Genomic DNA, 13,209 nt, shown 5'->3' with positions numbered 1-13,209 from the left:
CGGTCTTCGGGACGCCGTGTGCGCACACTCGCCGCCCAGGACGCACAGTCGTTGATCGCCTACAGCGCGTGAATCCCCTTGTACAGCACCAGAAGGCCGATCACGATGAGGATCGCGGCGACGAGCGTGGCGTGATTGCGCTCCATCCAGTCCTTGAGCCGGGCCAGTGCGGGGTCCAGGCGCTCGCCCGACACCGCGTAGGCCAGGATCGGCAGGGCCACCGTGGATCCCGCGAAGATGACGAAATAGAGGCCGGCCGCCCAAACGCCGGGCTGTCCGAGGCCCGCCGATCCGATCGCCAAACCCGCTGCGACACAGATGAACAACACCTTCGGGTTGACGACGGTCAACACCGCGCCCGCCGCGGCGGCCCGTGGGGGAGTCAATTTGCTCAGGCTCTGCATCCACTTCGGGCTGTGTTCGGACTTCGCGCGGGTGAACCAGCGGTAGATGCCGAACACGATCAACGCCGCACCGACCACGATGCGCAGCCACGACGCCCACGTCGGCGGCTCGTCGAGCGCGCCGAATAGGTTCGAGACCTCGACGAAGATGGCCGTGAGCGCCGCCAGGCCGACCAGCCAGCCCGCCAGGAACGCCAAGCCGGTGGGCCGCGGCTGCGGCGAATGCAGGACGAGCACCGCCGGAATGATCGACAACGGCGAGAGTGCGACCACGAGAGCCAGCGGAATGAGCTCCGTCAGCACTGAACCCAAGATGCCAGACATGCCCGGACCCTTCCGTTCGTATCGATCGATCAGAACCTAGCAAGCAGAATCCGGGCGCGCGCCGTTCGTCAGCCGCCCTCGAATTGGTTTCGGCCGAGAGTGTCGACGAACGTCGGGCCGAGGCGGTCGAGTTCGGTCAGGTAGGAATCGGCCCACGTGCCGAACGGTTGGTGTGCCAGGTACTCGTTGCGGAAGCGGTCGTCCTCTGACACCTCCGTCGCGCAGAACGCCGGTATCGCGAGATCGACCACGGGTCCGCCCCGTTCGACCTCGGCAAGCACCAGCGGTGCGTTGCCGCCGAGAAAGCGGTCGATGATCCAGCCGTCCTCGCCCAGCCACATCGCATACCGGATCTTGGCGACGACGTGATCGGCGCGGCGCACGATCTGCGCGGCGACCAACGGATCGAGATCCCGCTCAGCCTCGTAGCGCGTACCTCCGACGGCAGGGCCCTTGGCCGTCATCGTGCCGATCGACTCCTCGCCCAAGAGTTCCACCAGCCGCCCGGGATCGGTGTCCAATTCGGCCGGAGCGGTGCCCTGCACACGAACCCGGACCGCGTACCCGTCGGAGGCGAACAGGTATGCCTGCACGATCAGCACAGGCGAGGGATCCGATGCTGCTACGGCAGGCATTTCACGGACGAAGAACTTCCGCTCGAACTCGAAATCACCGGCGCCGGAGTCGGACATGGGTAGACGGTAGCCCGCCGGATGTCACACGTCAGCGTCTGACGCGGGTTTCAGCAGCGGTAATCCGGTGTCACCAGCGTCCGGCGGCCACATCTTCCACCGCATCGGCGGCATGGACCGGTCCGCCGCTCGCCTGGATCTCCTCCTGGATGGCGTTGAGACGCAATCTGATCTGCTCGTCGGACGTTACCGCCAGTGCCGCGTCGCGAATATCGGCGACAGCAGGCAGGTAAGCCTGCAGATGCCGCCCGACACCGAGGGTTTCGAGCCGCGCCGCATTGGCAGGCTGATCGACCGCCTGGGGTAACGCGACCATCGGCACGCCGTACCACAGGCCTTCGGTGCACGAGCCCATGCCTGCGTGGGTGAAAAAGCAGTCGGCGAGCCGCAACGCTGCAGGCTGAGGCACGGTCGGGCACAGCTGAACCCATGGTGGCACGGATCCGAGCTCGTCCGCTCCGGTCCGGCCGGTTGCCAACGTGAGCCGCCAGTCCAGCCCGTCGAGTGCGTCAATGACGTTGCGGTATATGTCGGCTCGCTGGGTGTAGGCCGTCCCGAACGCCAGCAGTGCCATCGGCCCGTCGCCCGGCGGTGGGGTCCAGTCGCGTGGATCTTCACGGCGCGGGTCGATGCACGGCCCGACGAATCGATAACGGTCACCGACGCGGTCGGCGTGGCGTTGCATCACGCGAGGTATCAACGCCAGGCAACGCCGCGGAACCCCGGTGACCTCGTCGAACGTCAAACCCGATCCCGACGCCGCGAGCCAGTCCTCGAAGGCCTGCCGGTAGGCGACGCCCATCGGGCTGTTCAGGATCGGATCCAGGATTTCGGCCATGTCCTCGTGGTAGGTGTCCCAGGCCACCTCGCTCGGCGACAGCTGAACTGACGGCACACCCCACTGGGCGGCCGCGACCGGGCCGGCCATACCGCCGATGTCGTACAGGACGAGGTCGGGGCGGTTTTGGTCGAGATGGGCGTGCAGTTGGGGCAGGACGTGAATCGCCTCGTCGAGAAACATCCTCATGCCCGTGACCGGATCGTTCTCATCGCCCCAGGACTCAGGTGCGCCCGGCGCGCCCGGCAACACCGAGCCGCATTCGACGATGTCCGCGCCCGTCGGCCGGGCCAGCCACGCCAGGTGCCCGCTGACCAAGTAACTGACCCGGTGACCTCGGTCGACAAGTTCGCGGACCACCGCCAGGTGCGGGTACATGTGGCTGGGTGCGGAGGCGGGAACTATCGCGATGTGCACTCAGCCGATTGTGCCCGCCAAAAATTCTCAAAGTTGAGCGGAACAGACTCAACCTTGACTGCGTTGAACATCACGACAAGCATTTTCTCTACACGGAAAGGGAGGTGTCGTGGACTCGTTCAACCCGACCACGAAGACCCAGGCGGCGCTGACCTCGGCGTTGCAGGCGGCCACTGCCGCAGGCAACCCACAGATCACCCCCGCTCACTTATTGATGGCGTTGCTGACGCAGAACGATGGCATCGCCGCGCCACTGCTGGAAGCGGTCGGAGTCGAGCCCGCGACCATCCGCACCGAGGCGGAACGGCTTATCGGCCGGCTGCCCAGTGCCACCGGTTCGAGTTCGCAACCGCAGCTGTCGCCGGAGGCGATCACCGCGATCACCACGGCACAGCACCTGGCCACCGAGATGGACGACGAGTACGTCTCCACCGAGCACCTCATGGTGGGTCTGGCCACAGGCAGTTCCGAGGTGGCCAAGCTGCTGACAAACAACGGCGCGTCTCCGCAGGCTCTGCGGGAGGCGTTCACCAAGGTGCGCGGCAGCGCGCGGGTCACCAGCCCCGACCCCGAGGGCAGCTATCAAGCACTGGAGAAGTACTCCACCGACCTGACCGCGCGCGCCCGTGAGGGCAAGCTCGACCCGGTCATCGGACGCGACAACGAGATTCGGCGCGTCGTACAGGTGCTGAGCCGTCGCACCAAGAACAACCCCGTGCTCATCGGCGAGCCCGGCGTCGGCAAGACCGCGATCGTCGAGGGCCTGGCCCAGCGCATCGTGGCCGGCGACGTACCGGAAAGCCTGCGCGACAAGACCGTCATCTCGCTCGACCTCGGGTCGATGGTGGCCGGTGCCAAGTACCGCGGTGAGTTCGAGGAGCGGCTCAAGGCCGTGCTCGACGACATCAAGAACTCGGCCGGGCAGGTCATCACGTTCATCGACGAGTTGCACACCATCGTGGGTGCCGGCGCCACCGGCGAATCCGCGATGGACGCGGGCAACATGATCAAGCCGATGCTGGCCCGCGGCGAGTTGCGGCTGGTCGGTGCGACCACGCTCGACGAGTACCGCAAGTACATCGAGAAGGACGCGGCGCTGGAGCGGCGGTTCCAGCAGGTGCTGGTTGGTGAGCCGTCGGTCGAGGACACCGTCGGCATCCTGCGTGGTCTCAAGGACCGCTACGAGGTGCACCACGGTGTGCGCATCACCGACTCCGCGCTGGTGGCGGCGGCGACGTTGTCCGACCGCTACATCACCGCACGGTTCCTGCCGGACAAGGCCATCGACCTGGTCGACGAGGCCGCATCGCGGTTGCGCATGGAGATCGACTCCCGCCCCGTCGAGATCGACGAGGTCGAGCGGCTGGTCCGCCGGTTGGAGATCGAGGAGATGGCGCTCGAGAAGGAGTCCGACGAGGCGTCCAAGGACCGCCTCGAGAAGCTGCGCGCTGAGTTGGCCGACCACAAGGAGAAGCTGGCCGAGCTCACCACTCGTTGGCAGAACGAGAAGGGCGCCATCGACGTGGTCCGCGAGCTCAAGGAGCAACTGGACACGCTGCGCGGCGAGGCCGATCGGGCCGAGCGTGACGGTGATCTCGCCAAGGCCGCGGAGCTGCGCTACGGGCGCATCCCCGAGGTCGAGAAGAAGCTCGACGCCGCGCTGCCGGTGGCCGAGGCCCGCGAGAACGTCATGCTCAAGGAAGAAGTCGGCCCCGACGACATCGCCGAGGTCGTCGAGGCGTGGACCGGTATCCCGGCCGGCCGGATGCTCGAAGGAGAGACCGCCAAGCTGCTGCGCATGGAGGAGGAGCTCGGCAAACGCGTTGTCGGACAGAAGAAGGCCGTCGTCGCAGTTTCGGATGCGGTGCGCCGCAGCCGCGCCGGCGTCGCCGACCCCAACCGGCCGACAGGCTCGTTCATGTTCCTGGGCCCGACCGGCGTCGGTAAGACCGAGCTGGCAAAAGCCTTGGCGGAGTTCCTGTTCGACGACGAGCGCGCGATGGTCCGCATCGACATGAGCGAATACGGCGAGAAGCACTCGGTGGCTCGGCTGGTCGGTGCCCCTCCGGGCTACATCGGTTACGACCAGGGCGGTCAATTGACCGAGGCCGTGCGGCGGCGCCCGTACACGGTGGTGCTGTTCGACGAGATCGAAAAGGCGCACCCGGACGTGTTCGACGTCCTGCTGCAGGTGCTCGACGAGGGCAGGCTGACCGACGGCCAAGGCCGCACGGTCGACTTCCGCAACACGATCCTCATCCTGACGTCCAACCTGGGCGCCGGCGGCACCGAGGAACACGTGATGGCGGCGGTGCGGGCGGCGTTCAAGCCCGAGTTCATCAACAGGCTCGACGACGTCATCATCTTCGACGGGCTGAACCCCGAAGAACTCGTGTCGATCGTCGACATCCAGCTGGGACAGCTGGCCAAGCGGCTCGCGCAACGACGGCTCACCCTCGAGGTGTCGCTGCCGGCCAAGAAGTGGCTGGCCGAGCGCGGTTTCGACCCGCTCTACGGTGCCCGCCCGCTGCGCCGCCTGGTGCAGCAGGCCATCGGCGACCAGTTGGCCAAGATGCTGCTGGCCGGTGACGTCCATGACGGCGACATCGTGCCCGTCAACCTCAGCCCCGACGGCGAAAGCCTGGTCTTGGGCTGAGTCGGTAGCGAGAAGCCCCGCCACACCCGTGTGGCGGGGCTTTTTCGTGCGTCCGCGTCACGAGTGTGCATGTGCGGCGCCGAGTGTGCGTCAGGGTCGGCCATGAAGCCGTAAGTCCGCCCTGAGCGCACGCTCGGCACCCGCTGTCCACTTTTGAGGGATTCCTGGCCGAACGAAGGCGGCGCACCACACATGGCGGCGAGAAGCATGGATGCCAGACAGTTCGCCAACCAGGAAGCGCAAAACCATGTCAGAAACCATTGCCGGCATTGAAGTCCCGGATACCGCGGCGGTCGCCGAGGCGACACGTCTCGTTCAGCAGACCATCACGCCGCTCATCTACCACCACTCGTGCCGGGTGTACTTCTTCGGCCAGATTCACGCTCAGCGGCTCGGCGTGACACCGGATCCCGAACTGCTGTACCTGGCGGCCATGTTCCATGACACCGGTCTTGTGACGCCGTTCTCCGATACCGAACAGCGTTTCGAGGTCGATGGCGCCGATCATGGGCGCAAGTTCCTGCTTGACCGCGGATTCTCCGCCGCGGCTGCAGATACCGTGTGGACGGCCATCGCACTGCACACGACGCCAGGCATCCCTGGCCGAATGGGCCCCGAGATCGCCGCGACACACCTCGGGGTGCTGACCGACGTGGTCGGGTTCGGTCTGGATTGTCTGCACCAGGACCAAGTGGACGAAATACTGGCCGTTCATCCGCGGGGCGACTTCAAGAACGAGTTCTTGAGCGCGTATTTCGACGGGTTCAAGAATCGCCCGGAGACGACACTCGGAACGGTGAACTCCGATGTCCTGGAGCACTTCATCCCCGACTTCCGGCGCGTCACGACCGTCGAGCGCATTCTCGGCTCGCCCTGGCCGAGCTGACCGGTTCAACCTGAGGAGCCCACGATGAACGGTTCATTTCCTTCGGTGCTCATCGTGCACGGCGCCTGGCACAAGCCCGAGCACTTTCGCCTCCTCGTCGACGAACTCTCGGATCTCGACGTACGTACCGTGCGGTTGACAAGCAGCGGCGACGATCCCGCCGTGCTCGGCGATATGTACGCCGACGCCGAGGTGATCGCACAAGCCGTCACAGCTGTTGACGGGCCCGTCGTCGTGGTCGCTCATTCTTACGGCGGCATACCCACCACACAGGCGTTGGCCAACGTGCCGAATGTCCGAAAGATCGTCTATCTCGCCTCATTTCAACTGGAGGCCGGCGAATCGCTGCTCTCGCAGAACCCGGATGGTGTGCTGTGGCCTTGGGCCGAACTGCGCCGCCGGGATGGTGTAGGTGACTTCGTCGAGGTCTTAACGCCACAGGAGGTGTTCTACAACGATCTCGACGACGCCGCCGCAGAGTTCGCCGTCAGCGAGATGGGTTACCAGTCTTACTCTTCCATGCGACAGCCACTGACCGAGACGGCGTGGAAGACGATACCGAGCGCCTACATCGTCTGCGAAGCCGACAACTCGATCCCTGTCACCGCGCAGGAGCGGATGGCTGAGCACGCCGATGAGGTCTATCGGATGAACACGTCGCACTCCCCGTTTTTGTCTCAACCCGCAGCACTCGCCCAGCTCCTGCGTGGTCTGTTCGCCGACGCATGAGCCACGGCACCTCGCTCGAAAGAAGGAAACAGTATGCAAGCCATCACGATCCGAGACCGTGACGCCGGAATCGATGGACTCACCCTGACCGACTTGCCCTATCCTCACGCCGCCGAGAACGACGTCATCGTCCGAGTTCACGCGGCCGGCTTCACGCCCGGCGAACTCGACTGGCCCGCCACGTGGGCCGATCGCGCCGGCCGTGACCGCACGCCATCTGTTCCCGGTCACGAGTTATCGGGTGTCGTAGCCGAATTGGGATACGGCACCACGGGACTCACTGTCGGACAACGTGTTTTTGGCCTCACCGACTGGGCTCGCGACGGCTCGCTGGCCGAATACACCGCGGTCGAGGCGCGTAACCTGGCCCCTCTCCCCGCGGATATCGACCACACTGTGGCAGCGGCGCTGCCGATTTCCGGGTTGACGGCATGGCAAGGGTTGTTCGTCCATGCGGGACTCGCGGCAGGTCAAACGGTCGTTGTTCACGGAGCCGCCGGGGGAGTCGGTTCGATCGCCGTCCAGCTTGCCCGAGAGGTCGGCGCCCAGGTGATCGGCACCGGGCGGTCTGACGACCGTGATATTGCAATTGGCCTGGGGGCCCAGGCTTTCGTGGATCTCGAGGCCGACCGTTTGGAGGACATCGGCGACGTGGATCTCGTATTCGACGTCATCGGAGGCGAAATCCTCATGCGCTCAACCGCATTGGTGCGTCCCGGCGGCACCGTCGTGACCATCGCCGAGCCGCCGACGGTGCAGCCCAAGGACGGGCGGGCGATCTTCTTCGTCGTCGAACCCGACCGCGCGCAGCTTGCCGATCTGGCTCAGCGAGTGCGGGGCGGACGGCTCACGCCCATCGTCGGTGCGGTGCGTCCCCTCGCCCACACGGCCGATGCGTTCGCCCGGCATCGGCGCAATCCCGGCAAAACGATCATCCAGGTGCACGAAGGAGCCGGTAAATGATCGCCAAGGGCCTGCTGGCCACCGCTGTAGCGGTCACGATCGTCGGCAGTGCTCCCATAGCGAACTCGGAGCCTGCTCCGGCTGGTTCCGAGACCTTGTCACCCCTCCTCCAACAAGCGCTACCGAACGTCGCGGGCAAGACCTTCACGTCGGCGATCGTCACGTTCCCGCCGGGCGCACACGCGGCGCCCCACCGCCACGGTGACGCGTTCGTCTACGCCTATGTGCTCGAAGGCGCGGTGAGCAGCCAGCTCGAAGGCGAACCCGGGCATGTGTACCGGAAAGGCGAGAACTGGTCCGAGCAGCCGGGCGCCCACCACGTCGCCACCGAGAACGTCAGCTCAACCGATCCAGCGAAGCTGCTGGTGGTCTTCATCGCCACCACCGGTGAACAACTCAAGGTCGATGACCCACAGGGTTAGGTGCCCGAGTTGGCGCGACGAGCGGTACTGAACCGGCGTTGGTAGGCCGCCGGGCTGATCGACAGCTTTCTCGCGAACACCCGTCGCATGCTCTCGTAGCTCGGGAAGCCGGCGCGCGCCGCTGCCTGGGTCGCGGTATGCCCTTGGTCAAGCAGTGCTCTGGCCATGTCGAAACGGATGGTCTCGACGTATCGCGCCGGTGTGGTGGACAGTTCATCGTGGAAGAGCCTGGTGAGATGTCGCGTGCTCACGTTGAGATGCTTCGCGAGCTCAGCGAGCGAATGGATGCCTTGCGGGTCCGCCGTCACCAAGTCGATGACCTGTCGAAGGGCTGGAGAACGAGGCGGCGGACCTTGCAGAGGAGTCGAGAACTGTGACTGGCCACCGGAACGCTGCATGTACACCACCAGCGCGCGGGCGACGTCGCGGGTCAGCTCTGGCCCGTGGTCTTCTTCGACGAGTGCGAGGGCCAGGTCGATCCCGGCCGTCACGCCCGCCGACGTGTAAGTGTTGCCGTCACGGACGTAGATCGCATCGGGTTCGACTTGGCACGTCGGGCACCGGGCGGCGAGTTCGCGCGCGACGTTCCAGTGCGTGGTCGCACGCTTGCCGCCGAGGAGCCCGGCGGCGGCGAGGATGAACGCGCCCGTGCAGATGGACGCAACGCGGCGGGCTCCGGTGGCCGGAACCCCTGCGGCTTCGGCCAAAGTCGAAGGCACCGATGTGCGCGGATAGTTGTCGGAGCCGGGCACCAGATACGTGTCCGCAGCAGGCTCGACGCATACGTCGTGATCGACTGCGATTCCGAAACCCAGGTTGGACGTGACGTTCTCACCCGACGGCGACAACAGCACGATCTCGTAGTCGGCACCGAACCGGTTCGCCGTCTTGAACACCTCCGCAGGACCCGCGACATCCAACAGCGTTACTCCGTCGTAGACGAGAATCGCGACACGGCGCGGACCCAACCTCGTGACAGTGGTCGACGCAGGCATAACCACGAGTGTGCACGCATGGCGCCGAGCGTGCGTCAGGGACGGCCATGAAGCCGTGAGCCCGCCGTGTGCGCACACTCGACGCTCCGACAGAAAATGGACTTGCTGGTCCAATAAAGTCACGCCACCATGGCCGTAACGGCGAACAACACGGAGGCGCTCGATGAAACTCGGAAAATACGGCGTGTGGCAGCCGGCGTATGCGACCACACCGGACATGGCCAAACATCTGGAGAGTCTTGGGTTTACGGCGCTGTGGCTCGGTGGCCCGGAAGCCGACCTCGCCGGGATCGACGATCTCCTCGCGGCCACCGACCATCTCGTCGTAGGCACCAGTATCTACAACATCTACCGCGGTGACGCGGCGACGTTGGCGGACGCGTATCGGCGGATCGAGGACAAATTCCCTGAGCGGCTGCTGGTCGGTATCGGTGTGGGCCATCCGGAACAGACGAAAGGCTATGGCCCGCCACTGGCGACGTTGAAGGCGTTCCTCGATGACCTCGACACCGGCGGATTGCCCGCTGAGCGACGCGCGCTTGCCGCGCTGGGCCCCAAGATGCTGGACCTGGCGCGCGAGCGCGCGGGCGGATCTGTGCCATATCTCGTCACACCCGAGCACACCCGCCGATCCAGGGCGGCGCTCGGTCCGGAGAAGTTCCTGGCTCCCGAACAGAAAGTGGTGCTCGAGTCGGATGCCGCTCATGCCCGCGCGCTGGCCCGGCCGCGAATCAAGCACCCTTACTTGGGCCTGGTCAACTACCGAAACAACCTGCGCCGGCTGGGATTCACCGATGACGATCTCGCCGGTGACGGCAGTGACCGCCTGGTCGATGCCCTTGCCGTTCACGGCGAACCCGCCGAGATCGCCCGGGGATTGCGAGCGCATCTCGATGCCGGAGCCGATCACGTTCAGATCCAGCTGGTCAGTGCGAATTCGGCACCGCACCCGGAGATGCCCGAGGTGCTGCTGCAGGTGTACGACGAGGCCGCCATGCACCTGTACGAATCGCTTGCCGAGGCCTTGGAGATCTAGCCCTATTTCACAGTGCGAACCGCCCGGCGAAGCCACGCAGCGGAACGTCGGCACTCGTCAGCAGCCCGGGCGGGGCCTTGACCACCGACGCGATCGCGTTGAGCGCGGGCAGGCCCGTCACGGTCATGCCGATCGAGGCGAAGGAATCCGGATCGGAAAGGTCCACACCGGGTTTCGGGAAGATCATGTGCTTGTTGTAGACGCACGGATCGCCCTTGATCTGAGCGATGTAGCAGCCCTTGATATCCCAGCTCGGATCGGTGTGGGGGGTCATCTGCCATTCGAGGTGGGTCTCGACGCGTGGCACACCGTCGATCATGCCCTGGTATTTGATGTAGTTGCCGCCCAGCGATCCCTTCGGCAGTTTGTACCAGCCCAAGTCGACGTCCTTGGTGCACGCGCCGAGCTCGTAGGTGAACTTCACCTCGTCGAGCGTCAGCCCGAAGCAGTCGGCCATCATCAGGACGCTGTCGGCGAAAACCCGGGTGTACTTCTCGAGCTTGCCGGGGATCGACGGGTCGCCGACCGGAAGCCCGTAGCCGACCTCGATCCAGGTGTCCTTGCTGTGATGGCATGACACATCGACGGATTCGATCGTGGTGACGTTCTCGATCTCGGCGACGTCGGCCGAGCAGACCACGCCGAGGATCTGGTTGAGCCCGGGATTCATGCCGGTGCCGTAGAACGTCGACCCGCCTTTCTCGCACGCTTCGGCGAGCAACTGGGACACGGGCTTGCCCGACGGGTGGGGATGATTGGTGTCGCGGTGCCAGCCGGTGATCCAGTCGGCGGTTGTGACGATATTGATGCCTGCCTCAAGGACTTTGACGTAGAGATCCTCGTCGGGGAACACGCCGTGGAACGTCATAACGTCGGGGCGTGCGGCGATGATGTCGTCGATCGAGCCCGTGGCCGTGACACCGACGGGTTCGATACCGGCGATCTCACCGGCGTCACGACCGACCTTTTCGGGTGTGTAGCAATATAATCCGATGAGATCGAGGTCGGGGCGCTTGACGATGCGCTTGATCATCTCGGTGCCGACGTTGCCCGTCGCGACCTGGAATACGCGAACCTTCGAAGTCACAGGGTGTCTGCCTTTCGTACACGCGCAAGGTCTGCGGCACTTCCACCACGACCGTCTGGATAGAACTGCATGGCCCACTTGCGGATTGCGGTGAAGCCCTCGTACTCGGCGGTCGCCAGCGCGGGCGGATCGGAGTAGCGCTGGTGTGACCAGATATGGATGTCCTGGGTGAACTGTCGGATCACTTCGTCGCCGAACTCGGCGGCCTTCGCGGCGGCACGGGCAGTGTCCTTGCCCGGTGTGCGTCCGATGTAGACCATGAACCGAACGTCGGACGTGGACTCGTCGACGGGGGTGACGGCCGAGATGGTGCGGTTGTCGATCATGCCCCAGCTCTTGGTGACCGCGATTCCCAAGCCGCCGTTGATGGCCTCGACGCCACTGCGCACGTCGTCGATGGTCTGGTTCTCGTCGCCCTCGAACGTGATCGTGAAGTCCACGTAGGACACCGGATCGGCGAAGTCGTGGCGCGTGAACACCGGCACGATCGGCGTCTGGTGCACGAACTTGAAGTGCGCGAAATCCACGCCGTTCTCCAACACGTACTGCGGATGCAGTTCGAGCGCTTCGCGATACAGCCGCTGCTGCGGGTAGTAGTCGGCGGCGCTGCTGCCGTCGGCGAAGGACGCGAACACGTCCGGTGCGTCGAAGAACGGCTCGCGGCCTTCGATGTCGTGCCAGATGTAGATGGCCTCGTTGCGCTCGACGACGGGATAGGTCTTCATGCGTCTGCCGCGGTTGGGCCGGTCCTGGTAGGGGATGCAGACGTTGCGGCCCTCGCCGTTCCATTGCCAGCCGTGGAACGGGCATTGGATGACCTCGCCGACGACGTGTCCGCCGAAACCCAGGTGTGCGCCGAGGTGTTCGCAGTAGGCGTTCATCACGGTCACCTGACCGGAATCCGACCGCCAGGCGACCATTTCCTCGCCGAAGTACTTCATCGCGTGGACATCGCCCACGCCGACCTCGTCCGACCAGGCGACCTGAAACCAGCCCGTCGGTTTCATCGACAGCGGTGGCTTGGCCATGACCTGAATCGTAGGAGCATCTGTGAAACTTTGGAAGAGGGTTCTACGAAACTGGGGTAGCCTTCCAAGATGACCGAGGTCACCGCGCGTCGCACCAATCGGCGCGGCCTCGCGACCCGCGAGAACATGCTGGAGGCCGCGCTCAAGGCGCTGGCCACCGGCGATCCGGGAGCGGTGTCGGCCAACCGCATCGCCAAGGAGATCGGCGCGACCTGGGGTGCGGTGAAATACCAGTTCGGCGATATCGACGGCTTCTGGGCCGCGGTGCTGCACCGCACCGCCGAACGTCGCGCAGGTGTGCTCGGACGCCACGACAGCGGTGCGCCGCTGCGGCAACGGGTCGCCGGGATCATCGACCTGCTCTACGACGGGCTCACCGCGAGCGATTCCCGCGCGATCGAGAACCTGCGGGCCGCGCTGCCGCGGGACCGGGCCGAACTCGAGCGGCTCTACCCCAAGACGGCCGCCGAACTGCAGTCCTGGGGCCAGGGCTGGCTTGAGACCTGCCAGCAAGCTTTCGCCGATCTTGATGTTGACCCCGAACGGGTGCGCGAGGTCGCGTCGCTCATTCCGGGTGCGATGCGCGGCATCGCCTCCGAGCGGCAACTCGGCACCTATTCCGACCTGGACCTGGCGCGGCGAGGCCTCACGAACGCGATTGTGATGTACCTGGAGGACTCCGGGTCAGGGCGATCTGAGCAACCAGTAATCGGGTTGTGACCTCATAGAGTT

At 65.3% G+C, this 13,209-nt stretch carries 13 protein-coding genes; 7 read left to right on the top strand and 6 right to left on the bottom strand.

The window, feature by feature from the left end:
• Positions 1-59: 59 nt before the first annotated feature.
• From ACOI2T_RS32345 to ACOI2T_RS32335, 3 genes are all read right to left on the bottom strand, one after another.
• Positions 60-728: a GAP family protein gene (locus tag ACOI2T_RS32345; RefSeq protein WP_409504316.1), complete on the bottom strand. Its 669-nt coding sequence runs from the start codon at positions 726-728 to the stop codon at positions 60-62.
• Positions 729-796: 68 nt separating this feature from the next.
• The gene (locus ACOI2T_RS32340) at positions 797-1,420 is read right to left on the bottom strand and encodes a CYTH domain-containing protein (RefSeq protein ID WP_409504317.1); all 624 of its coding nucleotides are present in this window, start codon (positions 1,418-1,420) and stop codon (positions 797-799) included.
• Positions 1,421-1,490: 70 nt separating this feature from the next.
• Entirely contained in the window at positions 1,491-2,675 is a 1,185-nt protein-coding gene (locus ACOI2T_RS32335; RefSeq protein ID WP_409504318.1) for a macrolide family glycosyltransferase, read from the bottom strand.
• Between the two features lie 109 nt (positions 2,676-2,784).
• Between ACOI2T_RS32335 and clpB the strand changes: the two genes are divergently transcribed.
• The 5 genes from clpB (at position 2,785) to ACOI2T_RS32310 (ending at position 8,331) form a co-directional block, all read left to right on the top strand.
• Positions 2,785-5,331, top strand: a complete 2,547-nt coding sequence (gene clpB / locus ACOI2T_RS32330) for an ATP-dependent chaperone ClpB (protein WP_409504319.1) — start codon at positions 2,785-2,787, stop codon at positions 5,329-5,331.
• 247 nt (positions 5,332-5,578) lie between these two features.
• Entirely contained in the window at positions 5,579-6,217 is a 639-nt protein-coding gene (locus ACOI2T_RS32325; RefSeq protein WP_409504320.1) for an HD domain-containing protein, read from the top strand.
• A 24-nt stretch (positions 6,218-6,241) separates the two neighbouring features.
• Positions 6,242-6,946: an alpha/beta hydrolase gene (locus tag ACOI2T_RS32320; protein WP_409504321.1), complete on the top strand. Its 705-nt coding sequence runs from the start codon at positions 6,242-6,244 to the stop codon at positions 6,944-6,946.
• Between the two features lie 33 nt (positions 6,947-6,979).
• Complete coding sequence (locus tag ACOI2T_RS32315) at positions 6,980-7,909, top strand: NADP-dependent oxidoreductase (RefSeq protein ID WP_409504322.1); 930 nt, start codon at positions 6,980-6,982, stop codon at positions 7,907-7,909.
• Positions 7,906-8,331 carry a cupin domain-containing protein gene (locus ACOI2T_RS32310; protein WP_409504323.1) on the top strand — a complete coding sequence of 142 codons (426 nt, stop codon included), beginning with the start codon at positions 7,906-7,908 and terminating at the stop codon, positions 8,329-8,331. The genes ACOI2T_RS32315 and ACOI2T_RS32310 overlap by 4 nt, the downstream gene beginning before the upstream one ends.
• Here the strand turns inward: ACOI2T_RS32310 and ACOI2T_RS32305 are convergent.
• Complete coding sequence (locus tag ACOI2T_RS32305; protein WP_409504324.1) at positions 8,328-9,326, bottom strand: GlxA family transcriptional regulator; 999 nt, start codon at positions 9,324-9,326, stop codon at positions 8,328-8,330. The two genes, ACOI2T_RS32310 and ACOI2T_RS32305, sit on opposite strands and share 4 nt — an antisense overlap.
• A 163-nt stretch (positions 9,327-9,489) precedes the next feature.
• Between ACOI2T_RS32305 and ACOI2T_RS32300 the strand changes: the two genes are divergently transcribed.
• Positions 9,490-10,362, top strand: coding sequence for a TIGR03620 family F420-dependent LLM class oxidoreductase (locus tag ACOI2T_RS32300; protein ID WP_409504325.1), 873 nt, complete (start codon positions 9,490-9,492; stop codon positions 10,360-10,362).
• 7 nt (positions 10,363-10,369) lie between these two features.
• Here the strand turns inward: ACOI2T_RS32300 and ACOI2T_RS32295 are convergent, their stop codons facing one another.
• Positions 10,370-11,395 (bottom strand): NAD(P)H-dependent amine dehydrogenase family protein, encoded by a 1,026-nt coding sequence (locus tag ACOI2T_RS32295; protein ID WP_409504448.1) that lies wholly within the window; start codon positions 11,393-11,395, stop codon positions 10,370-10,372.
• Between the two features lie 50 nt (positions 11,396-11,445).
• Positions 11,446-12,477 carry a Rieske 2Fe-2S domain-containing protein gene (locus tag ACOI2T_RS32290; protein WP_409504326.1) on the bottom strand — a complete coding sequence of 344 codons (1,032 nt, stop codon included), beginning with the start codon at positions 12,475-12,477 and terminating at the stop codon, positions 11,446-11,448.
• Between the two features lie 69 nt (positions 12,478-12,546).
• On the opposite strand from ACOI2T_RS32290, the gene ACOI2T_RS32285 reads away from it, so the two are divergent.
• Complete coding sequence (locus ACOI2T_RS32285) at positions 12,547-13,197, top strand: TetR/AcrR family transcriptional regulator (protein ID WP_067853291.1); 651 nt, start codon at positions 12,547-12,549, stop codon at positions 13,195-13,197.
• Positions 13,198-13,209 lie beyond the last annotated feature (12 nt).

This window comes from Mycolicibacterium wolinskyi str. Jessa 2025, from assembly GCF_049241375.1.
Classification (GTDB): domain Bacteria; phylum Actinomycetota; class Actinomycetes; order Mycobacteriales; family Mycobacteriaceae; genus Mycobacterium; species Mycobacterium wolinskyi.
Note: the sequence above shows the minus strand (reverse complement) of the source record. Positions and strands in the feature narration are given on the sequence as shown.